Here is a 20,114-nt window from a genome sequence, read left to right as displayed (position 1 = left end):
AGAAAGAATTATGCCACAATGATCATTGCCCCTTGTCGGCCGGTCGCACCGTTAATTTCGGACCGTCTCCCTGTAGCGTTTCTGGTGCGGTGTGTGGAACAATTTCCAGGTTCTCTGAATGGCGCGCATGGTTGTTAGACACCACCACTGTTTCGCCGTGCTTCTCGTCTTTCTCAAGCTCCACCATCTGCACTTTCACGGCATTTTCGTAGGGAGTGATTTCGCTTCCAATTTCTTCGGCATACACCGACGTGAGCTCGGCACCAAACAGAAAAATGACGGTGGAATAATACACCCACACAAGAATGATCACCAGCGAGCCGGCCGCACCATAGGCAGAGTTGAATGAGCTGTTGCCCAAATAAAGACCGATCAGGTATTTGCCGATCGTGAACAACACCGTGGTCACAAATGAACCCACCCACACGTCGCGCCATTTTATTTTCGCATCGGGCAACACTTTAAACATCAATCCAAAAATCAGGGTGATGAAGCCCAGCGAAACCACGATGTTGATGGCGGTGAGCACATACAACGTCATCCCGGCCAGGATTTGCGACAGGAACCCCTGAAACACCACCAGCACCGTGTCTACCACCAGCGACACCAGCAACACAAACCCGATGCTCATCACCATGGCCAGCGACAGCAACCGGTTCAATACAAATTTCACCAGCCCCCGCAGTGGCTTGGGTTTGATGCCCCAGATTTTATTGAGACTCGCCTGCAGCGAAATGAACACCGTGGTGGCACTGAACACCAGGGTGACAACACCCACAGTTTTAGCAAACACACTTGATGCATCGATGGCCGCGTTCATCAGAATCTTTTCGACCTCTTGTGCGCTTTCGCGACCAATGAGCCGCGACACCTGGTTCACCAACTCCTGCTGCACCACATCGTGCTCAAAAAAAGCCGACCCCACCGAAAGGGAAATGATGAGAATGGCCGGCAGCGAAAAGATGGTATAGAAGGCGATAGACGACGCATAGCTGAAGGAGTCGTCTTCAATAAAATTGAGAACGGTCTTTTTGAGAATGGACCAGCTGGAGGTTAAGAACTTTTTCATAGCATATTCTATCTCCCTTCTTGCAAGAAACATTCCCCGATGCGAACGCGCGTGCCATGCTCCCAGCGATGACCTGTGAGCCCGTGTCGTGACGCGTTGTAGAATAAGAAGCATTTTGGTGTGGATATATTTGCCCAGGCCACAAGGCGCTACCATCGCATCGAAATGACACGGCGGTGTTTTTTACTTGGCACGGAAATTAGCAGTTGGCTAACCAGAAAAGATTTTTACCAACGCCCTATGGACGCCACCCAACCCACAGCACCGTTTTATCTGAAGCTCAGCCTGACCCTGCTCGCCATTGTGCTGCTTGGTCTCCTTGTGTTCCTGGGCAAAGACATCATTCTTCCGCTCATGTTCTCGGTGTTGCTGTCAACACTCCTGCTGCCGCTCAGTTCGTTTCTGCGGCGCAAGGGAGCGCACAAGGTGGTGGCCATCATCATACCCGTGCTGTTGTCTATTGTGGTGCTCGGCGGCATCCTGTATTTACTCTCCAGCCAGATCGTGAATTTTCTCGACGACATTCCTGCGCTGAAGGCGCGCATGACCGAAGTGGGCAACAGCTTTCAAACATGGGTGAATGAGAACACACACATCACCGTTCGAAAACAAAATCAATACATCGCCCAGGCCATGGAAAACCTGCGCGACAACGGGCCGCAGATTGTGGGCCAGACGTTCATATCGCTCACCGGGATTTTCAGTTACCTCATCTTTCTTCCGCTCTACACGTTTTTGATGCTCTACTATAAAGACACCATCAAGATGTTTCTGGTGGGTGTGTTTCGCAACGGATCCGAAAAACAAGTGTGTGAAGTATTGACCGAGTCGAGCACCATTGCGCAACAATATGTGATTGGCCTCCTTATCGAAACCTCCATCGTGTTTGCTTTGAATGCTGTGGGCTTCCTCGTACTGGGTATTAAATATGCCGTGTTCCTGGCGCTGCTGGCGGCGTTGCTCAACCTCATTCCCTATGTGGGCATGATCATGGCCAACATCATGTGCATGCTGGTGACGCTGGTGAGTTCCGATAACATTTCGGACGTGGTGTGGGTGGGCCTTGTGCTGGCCGTGGTGCAACTGTTCGACAACAACATTGGCATGCCGCTCATTGTGGGCACCAAGGTGCGCATCAACGCGTTGGTCACCATTGTGGGTGTGCTGATCGCGGGTGCACTGTGCGGCATCCCCGGCATGTTCCTGGCCATCCCAACCCTGGCAGTGGCGAAGGTCATCTTCGACAAAGTGCCACAGCTTCAGCCCTGGGGCGTGTTGCTTGGCGACGAATGTCCCGACACATCGTTCCTCCCTGCGCGGGTGGCACTATCGAAAGTAAAAACCCTGTCCCATTCACGCAAGCCCAGAGCATCGCGCAAGAGCGACACCAACACGGCCGAACTGAAAAATGAAAACCTGGCCGTGAGCATTCCATCCGAAACAGTATCCGAAAAATAAATAACCATGAAAATGAAAACAGCAACAAAAGTAGTATTGGGTGTGGCCGCAGCGGCAGCCGCTGGCGCCGTGATCGGCATGTTATTGGCCCCCGAAAAAGGCAAAGATCTTCAACAGAAAATCCGCGACGGCGCCAAAGACTGGATGGCCGAGCTGAGCTCACTGCTCTCGCTGGGTCGCGAGGTGGCCACGGAAGTGAAATCGCAAGGTGAAGAAACCTACGCCGACATCAAGAAAGGTGTGAAGGCATTGACGGAAAAAGCATAGACCATGGAAGAGCAAAAGAAACCCACGGAAAAAATTGTGGACGCGGCCGGTGACCTGTTCGATGCCTATCGCAACCTGCTCACGGTTCGCATCGTGGAGCAAACTTCGTTGGGCGCCTCGGTCAGCATCCTCGGCATCGTGACCATGACGGTCGTGGTTTTCATTTTGCTGTTTGCAGGCGTGGGCACTGCGTGGTGGGTAGGCGAAGCCCTCAACAACATGAAAGCCGGCTTCTTCATTGTGGGCGGCTTTTATTCGCTGGTGCTCATCATCATTCTGCTCACCGCCCGCAATTTCATTCTACCCAACATTCGAAACCTGTTGATAAAGAAAATGTATGACCAGGATTAGCAACTACGAAGAACTGATGGCCGAACGCCACCGGTTGGAAGCGTTGATACGCGAGCACAAAACCGTGATCACCACCGAAGCCCATGCGGTCAAAGAAAAGCTCTCACCCATTTTTGCGTTGCTTTCTTTTGTGGGTATCTTTAAACGCAAGCCCGACCAAAGCCTGCTTCAGTTTGGTGCCGACATTGGCGTGGAGTTGCTGCTCCGGCAAAAGCTGCTGGCCAAATCAAATTGGGTAAGCCGACTTGTGCTTCCCTTCCTGGCCAAAGGCGTCACCTCTACCGTGTTCGACAAACTCAAGAAAAAGAAGCTGCTCAACACAACCGCTTCGTGATGTTTCACTAATCACTATCAAAACATGAGATCAATTTGGAAAGGCGCCATCGGATTCGGCCTGGTGAACATTCCGGTGAAGCTCTACAGCGCATCGCAGTCGAGCGATCTCGATCTCGACATGCTCGACAAAAAAGATCGTGCTCACATCCGCTTCCACCGCGTTAACGAAGACACGGGCAAAGAAGTGAAATGGGACAACATTGTGAAGGCCTATAAATACAACGGCGAATACGTGGAGCTTTCCGACAAAGACTTCGCACAGGCCAGTCCTCAGAAATCAAAGATCATCGAGATCAATCATTTCATTTCCGAAGAAGATGTGGAAAGCATCTACTTCGAAACACCTTACTATCTGGAGCCTGAAAAGTCGGGCGAGAAAGCGTATGTGCTCTTGCGCGATGCGCTTAAGAAAAGTGGCAAAGCCGGGGTGGGCAGCTTCGTGCTGCGAAGCAAAGAACACCTTTGCATTGTGAAGCCTTACGAGAAAGTGATTGTGCTCAACAAGATTCGCTTTGCCGAAGAAATCCGCGACACCAGCGCCATCAAAGTGCCGGCCGCAGCCAAACCCAAAGCGCCGGAATTGAAAATGGCCCTGAACCTCATCGACCAACTCACCACACCCTTCAAGATCGACACCTTCAAAGACACATACTCGGCCGAGCTCATGAAGCTGATTCGCGCCAAGGCAAAAGGCAAACCGCTGAAGACAACGCCGATGAAGGTGACGCATCGCAAAACCGACGACCTCATGAGCATGCTCAAAGCGAGTATTAAACGTGCATCGTGATGAGCCTCGCCACCTATCATAAAAAACGCGACTTCAAGAAAACACCCGAACCCAAAACGTCGGGCAAATCAAAAAAACATGGGCTCACCTTTGTGGTGCAACGTCACGATGCATCGCACCTGCACTACGACTTCCGTCTGGAAATGAACGGCGTGTTGAAAAGCTGGGCCATTCCCAAAGGCCCGTCCATGGATCCCAAAGACAAACGCCTGGCGGTGATGGTGGAAGACCACCCGCTGTCGTATGGAAAATTTCACGGCGTGATTCCCGAGGGCAACTATGGCGCGGGCACCGTCGAGATCTGGGACGCCGGAACCTATGAACCCGCCGAAGCAGCGTCGGCCGATCCGGAAAAAGAATTATTGAAAGAGCTAAAGAAAGGATCGCTGAAGATAAACCTTCACGGCAAAAAATTGAAAGGCTCGTTTGCCCTGGTTCAAATTAAAGACGACAAACAAAAGAACTGGCTCCTCATCAAACACAAAGACGAGCATGCCGACGAAACACTGGAAAGTAAAGCTATCAGAGCCACCGCGGCACCCGTGCGCTCGGTTCGGTCGGCAAAAGAAAAACTAACGCATTTCATCACGCCCATGCTGGCACAAACCAAAGACAAAGCCTTCGACGATGATGGCTGGCTCTTTGAAGTGAAGTGGGATGGCTATCGTGCCGTGGCCGAAGTATCGAAGAAAGAAATCAAACTGTATTCGCGCAATGGACTGTCGTTCCTGAAACTGTATGAACCCGTGGCAAAGGCTTTGGAAAAAATAAAAGACGACGTGGTGCTCGACGGCGAAATTGTGGTGCTTGACGACAACAACAAACCCAGTTTCCAGAAGCTGCAACACTACGACGAAAATCGCAACCGGCCGCTGGTCTACTATGTGTTCGATTGCCTGAAGCATAAAGGCAAAGACCTCACGCATCTTCCGTTGGTGGAACGCAAAAAGATTTTAGAAAAGCTTCTTCCCAAAAGCGATGTGATCCGCTATTCCGATCATGTGGACAATGATGGAACCACGTTCTTCAACAAAGTCTCGGAGATGGGATTGGAGGGCATGATCGCGAAGAAGAAAGACAGCACCTATGCATCCGGAAAGCGCACAGCAGACTGGCTCAAGATAAAAAATCAAAATACACAGGAAGCCGTCGTCGCGGGGTTCACCGCGCCACGCAACAGCCGGAGCCACTTTGGCGCGCTGGTGCTGGGCGTTTACGAAAAAGGGAAACTGAAATACATTGGCCACACGGGCACCGGCTTCACGGAAAAACTTTTGCAGGAAATTCACGACAAGCTCAAGCCACTCATTCGCAAAACATCGCCCTTCGATGAAAAAATTCCTGTTAACTCACCCGTCACGTGGGTCACGCCCGAGAAAGTATGTCAGGTGAAATTTACGGAGATCACCAACGACGGCATCCTTCGCCATCCCGTGTTCATGGGTCTTCGTGTGGACAAGAGTGCAAAAGAGGTAGATCATGTGGACGTGCCCGCAAAAACAAAAAGTATAAAGACGCCAAAGAAAACCGCGTCTAAAAAATCAGCTTCCAGTATATCTTCTTCACACACAAAAGCAAACGGCGCTGCCGAAATAAGAAAAGTTGATGGCCACGAGCTCCGCGTCACGCATCCCGGCAAAATCTATTTTCCCAACGATCACATCACCAAAGGTGACGTGATTGAATATTACAATACGATCTATCCTTACATCGGCCCCTACCTGAAAGATCGTCCACAATCACTGAAACGAAATCCGAACGGCATTGGCGACTGGGGCTTTTTTCAAAAAGACGCTGCCGACGCTGCGCCACGGTGGGTCGATCACATCGAACTCTATTCCGAAAGTGCCGACAAAGACATTGACTACATCCTTTGCAACAACAAAGCCACGCTGCTATACCTCAACAACCTCGGCTGCATTGAAATCAACCCGTGGAACTCGCGTGTCAAAAAATTAGATAACCCGGATTACCTGATTCTCGACATCGACCCCTCCGATAAAAACACATTCAATGAAGTGATCGACGCAGCTCTGGCCGTGAAGGAAGTGCTCGACAAGGCTGGTGCTTCTTCCTATTGCAAAACATCGGGAGCAAGCGGTCTGCATGTTTACGTGCCGCTGCACGCCCAATATTCCTACGACCATGCGCGCGACTTCTCGGAAATCATAGCGCGCTTCGCGCAAGCGCTCCTGCCCGACAGCACCACGTTGGAGCGCTCGCTTTCGAAACGAAAAAATCGCATCTACCTCGACTATCTGCAAAACAAACGCGGACAAACGCTGGCGTCGGTCTACAGTGTGCGGCCGGTAGAAGGCGCTACCGTTTCAACGCCGCTGGCCTGGAAAGAAGTGAAGCATGGTCTGCACCCCAGCGACTTCACGCTGAAGAACATTGGCAAACGCCTCGCCCGGACCGGTGACCTGTTTGCGCCCGTGTTGAAAGAAAAGAACAACCTCAACAAATGCCTGAAAAACCTGGGCGCGTAATCGCCACCATCATTCCCATCGCCATGTCCTTTCGATATTCCTTTTTCATCCTCGTCGTCACGCTTCTCACGTTTGCATGCTCGTCGCAAAAGAAAGCCCGCGAAGCTGCGGCGACGTATAAAAAAACTTCTGCCAGCGACACACTCCCGGCGCCCTATGCTACCAAGTCGAGCATGAACTTCAGCAACGTGGTAGGGTGGAACGGCAGCATGCCCAAAGCACCGTCAGGGTTTCAGGTGTCGAACTATGCCGACGGGTTTGAAAATCCGCGTTGGATGTATGTCACACCCAACGGCGACCTGTTGGTGGCCGAAAGCAATTCCAATCACCCGTGGTACGAACGCATCGGGGCGCTCTTTATCGGAGCAAACAAATCCAACAACCTTCGCCACAGCGCCGACCGCATCACCCTGCTGCGCGACGCCAACAACGATGGTGTGCCCGAAGTGCGCGAAACCTTTCTCTCCAACCTCGACCAGCCCTTTGGCATGCTGGTGCTGGACGGATGGTTCTATGTGGCCAACACCAACGGCCTCTGGCGTTTTCCCTACACACCGGGCCAGATCAAAATTGTTGACAAAGGAAAAAAGATACTCGACCTGCCCGCGGGCAAACACAACCGCCATTGGACGCGCAACCTCATTGCCAACGCCGAGGGCTCTAAACTCTACATCGCCGTGGGCTCGGGCAGCAACGTGGCCGAACACGGCATGGCCAACGAACTGCTGCGCGCCGACATTCTCGAAATCAACCCCGACGGCTCCGAACTGCGCGTATATGCCAGCGGCCTGCGCAATCCCGTAGGCATGGGATGGGCCGTGGGCACCAAAACCCTGTGGACGGTGGTGAACGAACGCGACGAACTGGGCGATGAACTTGTGCCCGACTATTTCACCCATGTGGAAGAGGGTGGTTTCTATGGATGGCCTTATGTGTATTATGGCCAGCACGAAGACCCGCGCGTGAAAGACAAACCCGTTATGGCCAAACAGGCCCTGGTGCCCGATGTGAACCTGAACGCCCACACGGCATCGTTGGGTTTGGCCTTTTATAACAGAGAAGCCTTCCCCGAAAAATACCGCGAAGGTGCTTTCATTGCCCAGCACGGTTCATGGAACCGCTCCACGCTGTCGGGCTATAAAGTACTGTTCGTGCCTTTCCGCAACGGCGAGCCCTCGGGCAAAGCCGAAGACTTTCTGACGGGCTTCATTGTGGACCTGGAGAAAGAAAAAGTGCGCGGCCGCCCCGTGGGCGTGGTGGTGCTTCCCAACGGATCGTTGCTCATTACCGACGATGTATCCAATACCCTTTGGCAAGTGCGCTATATCGCCAAATGAAACATCCCTTTGTGCCCCTTGATTGTTCCATGAGCATGTAACCTTTGCTGTGTCATTCATTTGAAACACGGTGTCTGCACGTCCGGGTAGACCGGTGGTCAAAAAATTTTCTAAACGCTTCATCCGTTTGCGCCGCGACAAAAAGCGGCGGAAAATAATTTTGTTTTAAACGGTTGTTTAAATTTAAACAACCGTTTAATTTTACGCCCGTTATCAAGCATATGACAAGCGACAAAATACTTACGGCGGCCCGCGAGCTCTTTGAAGAGAAAGGTTTCGACCTTACGAGTGTTCGCGAAATTGCTGCACAGGCAGGTGTCAATGTGGCGTTGATCAATTATCATTTCGGCTCCAAAGACAACCTGTTGCTCACCATCATGGAAGCATCGATGGACACCACGCGGATGAAACTGAGCGACATCAACAGTTCGCCCAACACACCCGAAGAAAAATTGAAAGAGGTCACCTCACTCTATGTGAACAAGATCTTTTCCAATTGCAAATACTACCAGTTCATCCACCGCGAACTCTCCAACACCTCGCGGCCCGAGCTCATTGAAGGCTTCACCAAAATTCTGGGCCGCAACACCAACGAACTGCGCAAGTTCTTTGAAGACGGCCAGAAGAAAAAAGTGTTCCGCAAAGATGCCGACATCGAACTGGTTAGTGCCACCATGTTTGGCATCATCTACCAGACCACGCATTCGCTGTTCACCAAGCGCTACCGGCGCAGCGGCGAAGATGACGATGCCTTCCGCAAACGCATCGAAAAATTTATGTACGATCTGCTCATTAGTTATTTAGCGAAATAGATGTTTAACAAATTTATGTATCGAAAAATCAGTATCGGATGTGCGTTCCTGCTGGCGGCGATTCAGCTGCAGGCGCAATCGGTTAAAACCTTAACCTTAAAGGAAGCCATCGACCTGGGCTACACCAACAGCAAGCAACTGATGGTGTCTAACGCGAAGGTGAAAGAAGCGCAGGCCAAGCTCGATCAGGCCAAAGACAAGGCACTGCCCGAACTTGGCATCAGCGGCACGTTCCTCCACATCAACACACCCAATGTGTCGTTCTCCAATTCGACTACCGACAACAGCGGAAGTTCCGACTCTCCGCTGGCCTCGTTGGCCAACCTTCACAACATCGGGCTGGCTCAGGTTAGCGCCTCAATGCCGGTTTTTAACGGCATGCGCATCCGCAACACCAAGGTGATGAACGACTACCTGCAACAAGCCGCACAGTATGACGCCCAAACCACCAAAAGCGACGTGGCTGTAAACACCATCAAAGCGGTGTATCAATACTACGAGCTCACGCAAAGCCGCAAGACCATCGAAGAAAACCTGAAGCACGAACAACAACGCGTGGTGGAATTCAAAAATCAGGAAGCCCAGGGTTTGCTGGCACGCAACGACCGGTTGAAAGCCGAGCTGCAAGCCAACAACGTGGAACTCGCCCTCACCGAAGTGAGCAACAGCGTGAAGCTTGCCGAATACAACCTCAACATCCTGCTGGGCCTGCCCGACGACACGTCCATTCAACTCGACACCACGGGCATCTTCACCTTGTCGAAACTCACCACGTGGGAAGAAAGTCTGCAAGCCGGCCTCACCAACCGCACCGAACTCAAGTCGGCCGACTTCCAGGTGAAAGCCAGCGACTCGGGCTATAAAATCGCGAAAGCAAACCGCTTGCCCACGTTGAACGTGAGCGCTGGCTATGCCAACGTCTACATCCCCAACGTGATGACCGTGACCAACGCCCTCAACGCCGGTGTGTCTTTGAAATACAGCATCACGGGAGCCATACACGCCAAACACTCCATGCACGAAGCCAAAGCGCGCTACGAACAAGCCAGCGCCTACCAGCAAATTGCATCCGACAACGTGAAAGTCGACATCCGTCAGAAATACCTGAAGTGCCAGGAAATGCTCGACAAGCTCGCCATCAACCAGCGCGCCATCGAACAGGCCCAGGAAAATTTTCAGATCTCACAAAACAAATACAAACAAGGCTTGCTCATTCTCTCCGACTATCTCGACGCCGACGTGGCCCTGCTGCGTTCGCAGATCAACTATGTCACCACCAAGGCCGAGAGCATGATCGCCTACTACGAACTTCAGGAATCTATTGGAACACTTCAATAAACAGCATCATCATTAAATTTTATGGAAACAAAACCTAAGAAGAATAAAAGATTTGCCATTGTGTTAGGCGTCTTAGTCATTGCCGGCGGCGCGTTCGGCATCACCAAATACATCCACGGAAAACATCACGAAGAAACCGACGATGCCCAAGTGGAAGGCGACATCAGCCCCATCATTCCCAAAGTGCCGGGCTTCGTAGCAAAACTGTTTGTAGAAGATAACCAACCTGTGAAAAAAGGCGACACCCTGGTGGTGCTCGACGACCGCGACCTCGCCGTGCGCGTGTTGCAGGCACAAGCTGCCCTCGAAAACGCGAAGGCAAGCCTGGCCGCCACCAAAGCCGGCTATGTTACGTCTTCCGAAAACGTGTTGACGGCAAAGTCGAACCAGGATGCATCCGAATCCAGCATCTCCATTGCCGAGGTAAGAGCGCGTCGTGCCGAACAGGATTTCAAACGCTATCAGGAGCTCATCAAAACAAACTCCATTACACAACAACAATTCGAACAGGCCGAAGCCGACCGCGATGCTGCCCTCAAACAACTGGAAGTATCCAAACGTCAGCGCGAAGCCCTTACCCGCGAAACCGCATCGCGCAAAGCACAAAGCAACGTGAGCGATCGCAACATCGCATTGTCTGAAACGGTAGTGAAAGAACGCGAAGCCGACCTTGAGTATGCCCAACTGCAATTGTCGTATGCCTACATCCTCGCCCCCGAAACGGGCGTGATCTCGCGCAAGAGTGTGCAACCCGGCCAATATGTGCAAGCCGGCCAGTCGTTGTTTGCCCTTGTGCCCGAACGTCAGAAATGGGTGATTGCAAACTTCAAGGAAACACAACTCGAAAAAATGAAAACGGGTCAAGTTGTTGAAATCAACGTCGATGCCTTCCCGCACGAATCGTTCAAAGGCAAAGTGGAGTCTATCTCTCCCGCCACCGGAGCCAAATTCGCCTTGCTACCCGCCGACAATGCGTCGGGCAACTTCGTGAAAGTGGTGCAACGTGTGCCCGTGAAAATTGTGCTGACCGAAGCACCCGAAAAAGCAAGCCTGCTCCGCGCCGGCATGAACGTGATTGTTGACGTACACTTAGATTAATAGCAGCACTATGCAGCTTCAGCAAGAGTCATTGGTGGAACATGGTTGGAAGCGGGTCATCATCACCGTCACCGCGGTGATGTGCGCCCTGCTCGAAATCATCGATACCACCATTGTGAACGTGGCGCTGAATGAGATGAAGGGAAACCTGGGCGCAACACTCAACGACGTCAGTTGGGTCATCACAGCCTATGCCATTGCCAACGTCATCATCGTGCCCCTCACCAGCTGGTTGTCACAGCAATTCGGACGGCGCAACTATTTTGCAGCCTCCATCATCATCTTCACGGTGTCGTCGTTCCTCTGCGGAAACGCTGACAACATCTGGGAGCTGGTGTTCTTCCGCTTCATCCAGGGTCTGGGTGGCGGCGCATTGCTGGTAACATCCCAAACCATCATCACCGAAGTATATCCTCCCGAAAAAAGAGGTATGGCCCAGGCCCTTTATGGCATGGGTGTGATTGTGGGTCCTACCCTCGGTCCTCCGCTGGGTGGCTACATTGTCGATAACTTTTCGTGGCCCTACATTTTCTATATCAACATTCCCATCGGTGTTGTCGCCACGCTGCTCACCATGTCGTATGTGAAGAGCCCCAACTATGGCGGCAAAAAATCGCTGGGCGACGTAGACTGGTTTGGCATTCTTTTCCTCATCATGGCCGTGGGTGCACTGCAGTTTGTGTTGGAGAAAGGACAAGAGCACGACTGGTTTGAAGACGGATGGATTGTTGGCCTCTCGGTAGTAGCAGCCCTCGGCGTGTACTTGTTCATCTGGCGCGAGCTCGTCATCAAAAACCCCGTGGTGGAACTGCGAGTGCTCAAAGACCGAAACCTCGCCATGGGCACAGTGCTCTCCTTCATACTCGGCTTCGGCTTGTATGGGTCCACGTTTGTCATCCCGCTGTTCACACAGAATGCTTTAGGATGGACGGCCCTGCAATCGGGACTGATGCTGGTGCCCAGTTCAGTAGCCACCGGGTTGATGATGCCCATCGTGGGACGCGCCATTCAAAAAGACATACCGCATAAGTATCTCATCGCACTCGGCTTCTCGGTGTTTTTTGGCTACAGCCTTTGGGCCTACACCATCATCACACCGTTCACCGGCGAAGGTGACTTCTTCTGGCTGCTCATGGTGCGCGGCATCGGACTGGGTTTCCTGTTCGTGCCCACCACAACCCTGGCACTCTCGTCGCTGAAAGGAAAAGAGATTGGTCAAGGTGCAGCCTTCACCGGCATGGTGCGCCAGCTGGGTGGTTCGTTCGGCATTGCTTTGATCAGTACTTACATCAGCCGCCGCACGGTGCAACACCGCTCCGACATGGTGAACTACGTGACCGGCTACAGCGCCAGCGTGCAACAACGACTCGCGGGCCTCAAAGCAGGCTTCATGGCCAACGGCGACGGCGCCGAACTGGCCAGCCTCAAAGCCCTCAAAGTGATCGACGGCATGGTAACAAAACAAGCCGCCCTCCTCACCTACATGGACGTGTTCCTCGGCATCGGCTTGTTCTTCCTCATCTGCGTGCCCCTGGTGTTACTCCTCAAACCCGCGAAAAACAAAGTGGACATGAGTGAAGTGGGACATTAAGAAAAATCATTTTTCATCACATAAAAGCCCGGCAATTGTCGGGCTTTTTTGTTGTTATCAAAGTCACGTCATCACTCGCAATTCAAAGAATCCAGACACATCACCCCTCCGGATTTAGCCCATTTGCCATCTAATTACGGGCATTTTGACGCGTTTAACATTTTTACCATCACACGCTCACCGCCGATAATGGATATCATTATCTTTACAGTCCGTATGAGGTTGTGTGCTATTTTAGTTTTAATCTGTCTGGGTGCGACGGTTCAAGCCCAACAAACGTCTTTGGATAGCCTGCTCGGGCGTGTCCCTTCGGCCGATAGTCTTCATTTGCGAATGCCCCAGGACACGCTGTTGCAGCGCTCCAGCCAACGCGTCGACTCCGTGCAAAACGCATTCTACCAGCGCACCGACAGCCTGCAAAACCTCTACCAGGCCCCCATCCAAAAACTCGACGCCGCCCAAAGCAAACTGCAAAGCCGCCTCGACAGCCTCACCACCCTGCAACTGCCTACCGGCAAAACCGCCCACGCCCTCGACAGCGTGAACCAGCTGCGCGAAAAAACCGTGGCCGGCTTCAACGAAAAGCTCAACACCATCAAAGAAAAAACCACTGGCAAACTCAAAACCATGGAGCTGCCCCCCGAGCTGAACGAAAAGGTGTCGGGCCTCACCAGCAAAGCAGAAGGCTTCAACATTCCATCATCACAACTCGGACTACCCTCCACCGGAGGCAATCCGCTAGGCAACCTGGGCGGCTCAACCTCACTCGGCGGCGTGAACGTGCCCAACCTGCCCAACACCGACGTGCCCGGCCTTGGCAACGTGCCCGGCACCGAGAAACTAGGAGACCTTAAAAATGTGACCAACCAAACCGGCGACCTCTCCAAAATAACAGGCCAGGCCTCCGAATACACCAAAGACGCCAAAGCCCTCACCAGCGGAAACCTGGGCGATGTGAAGGCGCTGCCCAACACCGCCGAAACCAAAGCCGCCGAAGTGGCCGGCATCAAAGACCTGCAAGGTCAGGCCAACGTGCTCGACCAATACAAAGACATGGCCGGTGCTGCCAAAGATCCTGCCGCCATGAAAGAAGAAGCCGCTACCAAAGTGCAACAGATGGCCGTGAACCACTTTGCCGGCAAAGAAAAACAACTGCAGGAAGCCATGGACATGGTGGCCAAATACAAAAAGAAATACGGCAGCCTCAACAGCCTCAGCGACATTCCCAAAAAACGTCCCAACGAAATGCGCGGCAAACCGTGGTACGAACGCGTGGTGCCCGGCATCGCCATGCAAATCCAAAAGAAAGGCGAAGACGTGATGGTCGACTTCAATCCCTATGCGGGCTATCGCTTCACGGGCCGCCTCACCGCCGGCGCCGGCTGGAACCAACGCGTGGCCTACAACACCGAACGCCGCTACTTCGACCACGCCTCGCGCATCTATGGCCCCCGTGTGTTTGGCGAATACAAACTCTGGAAAGGTTTCTCCCCACGCCTCGAAGTGGAAACCATGAACACCTACGTGCCCCCCCTCTCCCGCCTAACCCTCCCCGACCAAGGCCAACGCGAATGGGTATGGGGCGTGTTTGTGGGCGTGAAAAAAGAATACCGCTTCATCAAGAACGTGAAAGGCACCGCACTAATCATGCTGCGCACGTTCGATCCGCACCACAAGAGTCCCTATGGCGATGTGCTGAATGTGCGATTTGGATTTGAGTTTCCGATGAAGAAGAAGGTGAAGAAGGAGAAGGTGGCGGCGTAGTCGAGGGTTGTTAATGATATGCCTTCCACAGTGCAGGAAAACGTTTTGGCAAATCTTCTTCATTCCAATCTTCTCCGCCAATAGGAAAATCGTCCGAGTTGTAGTCAATTATTTTTGATGCGTACTCACGAGGGAATACCTTTTCGGTAGATTCTCCAAACTTGTTCGCAAACGCCGTATCCGCTACATACAACAGAAGTTCACCACTTTGAGATGCATCCATCCGCTCTACAACAAGATCCGGATTTTCAATTGCATTTTGAAAAATGGCTTGCCCTTGCAATATGATTTTGCATCGAAAATACAGAAACGAATCGTCGGTGACCCATCCCTCAGCCATTTTTTGAATGGCCATTACATTATAGTGATTAGCTTCCACTAGCAATTCTCTCAGCATACATTCGAAGCCGACAATTTCCGATTCAGTGAGTGCGCCCAATTTAGTAGTCAAAATCTCAATCTGCTTATCAAGACTATTATTAGTTTCTGACCGTGAAGAATGAACCAATCGCCAAAACTCTTCGCGCAACATTTTTTCGTTCGCTTCAAACTTCAGTGCTTGCCGATGTTGGTAGTGAAAAATTTTTTCCTGATAGGACTCTTCTGCAGGTAAGTAGTTCGACAAGACTGAAATAACATCTTCATAAAAGGCATCTGCTGCGAAGTCTTTAATGTTCAACTCTACAACACTCAAACGTGAATTGAAAAATCCCCGGACAAGTATTTTCGCCACGTCCATTTCGGTCGCATCCGATAGTTCTTTGTGATTAAGTTTAATTTTAACATCCAACTGCCTACTGGCTTTTGTGTATTTCTTATAAAGCACGAACCCCGTCTCAAAATCCCGCGATGGAACCAGAAGTTTGGGGTCTATACAATTGACTCCAAAAATAATCGAACTCACCCCAGGCCCGTAGCCACTGTCTTTGAGATTGTCATTTACATGATCAGAAATTCCGGCAAATACGTTTGCCAGTTCTATCAAATCCAGGGACAACTCTTCAACGATTGCAAAATTCATCTAAGCATCTTTTTTACAAATTATTATCAAAAAAATTCTATCCCTGCCCACAAATCATTCAATCACAACACTAAAGTATCCCTTCACTGCAATGCTGTCATCCCAGCTAAATCCTGTACATTTTCCAAGGGAAACTCGGTATAGCCTCTTATCGTGCTCCTCTTTCTTAAAACTGAGGTATCTAGTTTTAACATCTCCGCCACTTTTAAGATTTCCGTTTCTCATAATCTCCCCTTGCTTATCCCCAGCTACTCCAAGACATCGCGACCCCCGGAAATTCCCCTTCTCTTCTCATTCAATCAACATAGAGCGTGTCAGGTAGCATGCTTTGCTTACCTAAACCTTGGCTTTTTGTTTAAGAAATTTAAAACTTTTCACATCACCAAACCCATAGGTACGTGCGAATTCTCGTATCCTAGGCATAACCACCACTACCCGGGCTTTGCCGTCTGGACAGTGATAGAAGATTTTAAAAAAGAAAAAAAATAAACCGGTCAACACCAGAAATTTTACTAAACGGGATTTTTATCAACTTGCCCCGATCCCTTATCGTTATTCCAAACTCATCATCAAGAAAAATCTCTCTTAATTGCAGCAAAGGATACACAACAACTATCGATCCTCCTAAGAAAAAAGGCACTATAACAACGTATAGGTCCCAATAAACATCAGGGGCAAAAAAAACACAAATACAATTAAGACGACATTCATCAGCGCGATACATGAAGGAATGATCCATCTATAAATAACCGTTATTGAACTTGAAATACGCCCCATTTTATTCTTTAAAAACATACTTTGTTCCTATTTTTATATTTAAGCTTCCTCCTAAAAATAAAGCAACATTAAATCCGCCGTCGAGACCAAAATAGAAACCGTAAGCTTCTTTATCACTATGTCCCTTCCTTTTTTAACAGCTTGTAAAGCCTTCCGGGAATCTCGATTTCTCCTCGTCAATCACAGTTTGAAATTCGGAAGTTCGAAATGGGTTTATGGTTTATTTCCTTTGGGATGGGCGGGAGCGATGCATAAATGGGCTCATCATCTTCATCATAAATTAAAATTGTGGACCGAGCAGACATTCGATCATTGCAAAAAATGATTCCTCTCTATACGCCTGTATAATTTCATTGCTAAAATTGCACAGTAAGAAATTCATCACTTAACAATCACGACAAAATTACCCCTAATCTCTATTAAATAATTCTGACTAACACACCCTTGCTTACATTTCGATTTATACTCAATATACCCCCTAACCACTGATCCTCTCCCAAAATCCATTGTCTTCAATACCAACTTACTATAAAGTTCCTCCATTACTACCTTCTCCTGCTCACCACTTTGAATAAAAGTATAGTCGGCATGAAATTTTCCATTGGTAACAGTTATTGACAGCTTATCATAGGTTGCTTCATTTAAACTATAGGCATTGACGCGCAACGTGTCTCTATTTATTCCGCCTTGGCAAATTGAATCTTTGAAAGAGAGTCATTATTTACTGTAATTTCTGCGGTGATTGTATTGGCTCTTTCACTTAAAGTTCTTTTAAGTTGACCAAAATTTGGAACAGAATAATTATATCCACCGTCTATTGTCACATGTTGCCAGCCATCCTGAGAACGGCAACACAAACATAAGAAGGACAATGAGCAAGTAAATGCGAATTTTAGTGACAAAATGTTATTCATGCTAGTTCAGTTCATAGGGAACCACGAAAAAAGTCGATTCACATTGCCTCGTAAATATCACGCTCATTTTCAATGCCTATCAATTCGTCTTTAAATATCCATAAAATCTGTCTTTCACATATCGTCCTCCTCAGACCACTTGAACCTCAATCTTTGGATCGACGCCATCAATCACGTTAATGCCGGTAGCATCCATAGTCTGTAGTGCATCTTTTAGTTTTTCAGAAATACAGACAGGACCGAATCGTGGATTAAATAGATCCAGCGTTTTGTCAAAATCTCGATTCAATACCAGCTTTTCTCCGGTTAGAAGAGGATTTGACTCCATAGCCTTTAAAAACTCATCCTTATCGCCAAATCGAAAATACTGTTTGCCTGATATTGTACTGCCAGAAAAAAAAGTCGATTTCGAAAAATCGATAACATCATAGTCCTGCATTGGACTGTAAAACAAATAATAGTTTCCGTCTCGCAACGTTTCCTTTTCAAAAACCCTTACCGGAAAATAGTAATGTTCTTGAAGGTTATGCTTGCTCAGCAAAGACTTGATTCTTTCGTTAACCATAAATGGACAAGAAATCAGAAACGGTTTGAACGATAAAAAATCTGTTAGCTTTGCATGCGGCAACATTCTGGCAGCCTCAACCTGAAAATCTAACTCCGGATAAAAGCTGGTCTTTTCCCAATAGGCAAATGCGTCAAAAAAAGATCGGATTGAACTATACATTTTTTTGTTTTCAAATAGACTTTCGTCGATCTCTACCTGAGCAACCCCATTCTTGACACCTATCATTTTGGGGTTAGATTCTCCTCTTAATGCAAAGTACTTCATAAACTTAATAGCCTAAAGGCCTCTAATGACCTTGCAACGATCCTGCACCAAAGTTCCTACATGCAGCCTAAACTAATCCCAAATCCCTCGGCGGCACATAATCCGGTTCACCAGGCGAGGCGCCGGCTGCACCTGAAGGATCGTTCCAAAAAATTGGGTTATTGACCCATAATTATACGACGTAATGGACGAAAATTTGCTGGCTAACGGATCGATCTGCATCAATCTACCCAATACATTCAACACGCCACCGTTTCAATGAACAACCAGCTGCAAAATAAGCCCTTATTTTTTTCAGTTGAAAAAGAAAAATCTACTTCACTTTCCAGTCTTTTTCGAGTTTCGAGGAAAATCATTTTGGCAGACATTTATACATCATCTTGCTTATGCAGCTAGCATAGGGTTTTCCTGCCGAAGTTCCCGCTAGCGAATGAATTGGATTACTTCTTTGACTTGTACACGCTTATTCCCTGAGCGTAATCAAGATTGTTAAATTCGTCAACAGCTTCCTTTCCAAAGAGCGTCTTTTCCAAGATGTAGTCGCCCTCCAAATTTAGTCCGCTTGCTTCAAGTTCATTTTTTGTAAGCACACGGTTTCCGACTTGAAAAAACTCGACCTCAGGAGATAGAACTTCATAAGAGATATGTCCTACATTTCCGTCCGTACTAGTCTGGCCGGAAGCACACAAGTTTACAATCAAAACTGACTTTACTTCTAAAGTGTCGTCATCAGTGCCAGCCTGATCAACATAAGTTAGTCCACAAACGCGAAAAGGATCAAGCCTTGGGATTCTGCCATGTTCGTATAACCTGTTACCGTAAGATAGTGAGGCTTTGTTTGCAACATATTTCAGAACAGGATGCTCGGAGTTCCTTACAACAATTTCAATTCTTGGGGCGTAATCAAACGGACTAAACGTAGGCACCAAAGTAATTTCATTCGGCTTGAATAGATGTAATGCCTCCTGCGCAACTTCAATACCTGTGAGGAAGTAAGTAGGTTTTGATAGACTCTTTGCCTGAGCCGTCTCTCCGTAAAAACGAAGACTTATCGTAAAACCAAATAGATTGGAATTCCTGACCATAGCAGATGCCAGGCCTTCCAAACCTTTGAACGTTCCTAAATCTTTGTATTCTTCTTCAATAACGTCGTTGCCCATAAGGTAAGACTTCTTCGAGCGTACCAACGCATCTTTTCCAAAATAATGCTTTGTATCGTTGAAGAACTTAGCATCAGCAGTTCTAAACTCCATCGAGATGAAAGAGCCATACAACACTACCATAACAGAATCAAATTCATGCTCACCAAGCCTGATGTTCTTTATCTCAATTGCTCGATCTGACCACGCAACTACATTCTGCGAACGCAAATCAACCTGTGCAAAATTGCCGTTAATTAAAATTGAGTAAAGTATTGCATTCTTTTTGATCAACTCTAAAAATATCATCTGCCATTCCCCCATGGTGTTTTGCTATAAGGATTCACTGGTACAGGGCCATAGTTCGGTGTAAGGGAAACACGGGCACCAAATGGTGTAAGTATGGCTCTTAGCTCAGTAAGGAATGTTTTCTCTAAAGTAGCAGTGGCTGGTCTAGGCTGGCTACCAAGAATCATTTCAACTTGTTCTTCAGCTAAGTCCTTTGCGGCTGCGGACAGCCGCGCTGCTTCCATAGCACCACCATAAGTATGATAACTAATATTACCACAACCGAAAACCTGAACCCAAAGTTTGCTGTAACCGGGCTCATGTGGTTTTGCATAACAAAACGGTAAGAAAATTACCAATACCTATTACATTCAAGATTTGAGAAAGAAATAATACTCTTTTCATAATTCTAAATTTCACAGCAATGCCACTTCATAAGCATACTA

At 49.1% G+C, this 20,114-nt stretch carries 18 protein-coding genes; 12 read left to right on the top strand and 6 right to left on the bottom strand.

Going from position 1 to position 20,114, the window contains the following annotated elements:
- Positions 1–22 precede the first annotated feature (22 nt).
- Positions 23–1,069: a YihY/virulence factor BrkB family protein gene (locus tag JI741_RS27965; RefSeq protein WP_202015321.1), complete on the bottom strand. Its 1,047-nt coding sequence runs from the start codon at positions 1,067–1,069 to the stop codon at positions 23–25.
- Positions 1,070–1,309: 240 nt separating this feature from the next.
- On the opposite strand from JI741_RS27965, the gene JI741_RS27960 reads away from it, so the two are divergent.
- From JI741_RS27960 to JI741_RS27905, 12 genes are all read left to right on the top strand, one after another.
- On the top strand, positions 1,310–2,527 hold the full coding sequence (locus JI741_RS27960; protein ID WP_202015319.1) for an AI-2E family transporter: 1,218 nt from the start codon (positions 1,310–1,312) through the stop codon (positions 2,525–2,527).
- A 6-nt stretch (positions 2,528–2,533) separates the two neighbouring features.
- Positions 2,534–2,794: a YtxH domain-containing protein gene (locus JI741_RS27955; protein WP_202015317.1), complete on the top strand. Its 261-nt coding sequence runs from the start codon at positions 2,534–2,536 to the stop codon at positions 2,792–2,794.
- Between the two features lie 3 nt (positions 2,795–2,797).
- Positions 2,798–3,145: a hypothetical protein gene (locus tag JI741_RS27950; RefSeq protein WP_202015315.1), complete on the top strand. Its 348-nt coding sequence runs from the start codon at positions 2,798–2,800 to the stop codon at positions 3,143–3,145.
- Positions 3,132–3,479 (top strand): hypothetical protein, encoded by a 348-nt coding sequence (locus JI741_RS27945; protein WP_202015313.1) that lies wholly within the window; start codon positions 3,132–3,134, stop codon positions 3,477–3,479. The genes JI741_RS27950 and JI741_RS27945 overlap by 14 nt, the downstream gene beginning before the upstream one ends.
- Before the next feature lie 24 nt (positions 3,480–3,503).
- Positions 3,504–4,268, top strand: coding sequence for a non-homologous end joining protein Ku (ku, locus tag JI741_RS27940; protein WP_202015311.1), 765 nt, complete (start codon positions 3,504–3,506; stop codon positions 4,266–4,268).
- On the top strand, positions 4,268–6,757 hold the full coding sequence (ligD, locus tag JI741_RS27935) for a DNA ligase D (protein WP_202015309.1): 2,490 nt from the start codon (positions 4,268–4,270) through the stop codon (positions 6,755–6,757). Before ku ends, ligD begins: the two co-directional genes overlap by 1 nt.
- The gene (locus JI741_RS27930; RefSeq protein ID WP_439647556.1) at positions 6,733–8,094 is read left to right on the top strand and encodes a PQQ-dependent sugar dehydrogenase; all 1,362 of its coding nucleotides are present in this window, start codon (positions 6,733–6,735) and stop codon (positions 8,092–8,094) included. The genes ligD and JI741_RS27930 overlap by 25 nt, the downstream gene beginning before the upstream one ends.
- A 221-nt stretch (positions 8,095–8,315) precedes the next feature.
- Positions 8,316–8,906: a TetR/AcrR family transcriptional regulator gene (locus tag JI741_RS27925; protein WP_202015308.1), complete on the top strand. Its 591-nt coding sequence runs from the start codon at positions 8,316–8,318 to the stop codon at positions 8,904–8,906.
- A gap of 15 nt (positions 8,907–8,921) precedes the next feature.
- Positions 8,922–10,244, top strand: coding sequence for a TolC family protein (locus JI741_RS27920; protein WP_202015307.1), 1,323 nt, complete (start codon positions 8,922–8,924; stop codon positions 10,242–10,244).
- A gap of 21 nt (positions 10,245–10,265) precedes the next feature.
- Positions 10,266–11,342, top strand: a complete 1,077-nt coding sequence (locus tag JI741_RS27915) for an HlyD family secretion protein (protein ID WP_202015306.1) — start codon at positions 10,266–10,268, stop codon at positions 11,340–11,342.
- 10 nt (positions 11,343–11,352) lie between these two features.
- Positions 11,353–12,933 (top strand): MDR family MFS transporter, encoded by a 1,581-nt coding sequence (locus JI741_RS27910; RefSeq protein WP_202015305.1) that lies wholly within the window; start codon positions 11,353–11,355, stop codon positions 12,931–12,933.
- A gap of 282 nt (positions 12,934–13,215) precedes the next feature.
- Positions 13,216–14,697: a hypothetical protein gene (locus JI741_RS27905; protein WP_202015304.1), complete on the top strand. Its 1,482-nt coding sequence runs from the start codon at positions 13,216–13,218 to the stop codon at positions 14,695–14,697.
- A 10-nt stretch (positions 14,698–14,707) separates the two neighbouring features.
- On the opposite strand, the gene JI741_RS27900 is transcribed toward JI741_RS27905, so the two are convergent.
- The 5 genes from JI741_RS27900 to JI741_RS32675 form a co-directional block, all read right to left on the bottom strand.
- Positions 14,708–15,718: a DUF4240 domain-containing protein gene (locus JI741_RS27900; RefSeq protein WP_202015302.1), complete on the bottom strand. Its 1,011-nt coding sequence runs from the start codon at positions 15,716–15,718 to the stop codon at positions 14,708–14,710.
- Positions 15,719–17,172: 1,454 nt separating this feature from the next.
- On the bottom strand, positions 17,173–17,409 hold the full coding sequence (locus JI741_RS27895) for a hypothetical protein (protein ID WP_202015297.1): 237 nt from the start codon (positions 17,407–17,409) through the stop codon (positions 17,173–17,175).
- 130 nt (positions 17,410–17,539) lie between these two features.
- On the bottom strand, positions 17,540–18,241 hold the full coding sequence (locus tag JI741_RS27890) for an imm11 family protein (protein WP_202015295.1): 702 nt from the start codon (positions 18,239–18,241) through the stop codon (positions 17,540–17,542).
- Between the two features lie 440 nt (positions 18,242–18,681).
- A complete protein-coding gene (locus JI741_RS27885) occupies positions 18,682–19,704 on the bottom strand; it encodes a hypothetical protein (RefSeq protein ID WP_202015294.1) in 1,023 nt (340 codons plus the stop codon).
- Positions 19,686–20,027 (bottom strand): hypothetical protein, encoded by a 342-nt coding sequence (locus JI741_RS32675; protein WP_236676309.1) that lies wholly within the window; start codon positions 20,025–20,027, stop codon positions 19,686–19,688. Before JI741_RS32675 ends, JI741_RS27885 begins: the two co-directional genes overlap by 19 nt.
- Positions 20,028–20,114: the final 87 nt, after the last annotated feature.

The organism is Chryseolinea lacunae (genome assembly GCF_016735595.1).
Taxonomy (GTDB): domain Bacteria; phylum Bacteroidota; class Bacteroidia; order Cytophagales; family Cyclobacteriaceae; genus Chryseolinea; species Chryseolinea lacunae.
The sequence above is the reverse complement of the archived record's forward strand: the minus strand, read 5'-3'. Positions and strand labels throughout refer to the sequence as shown.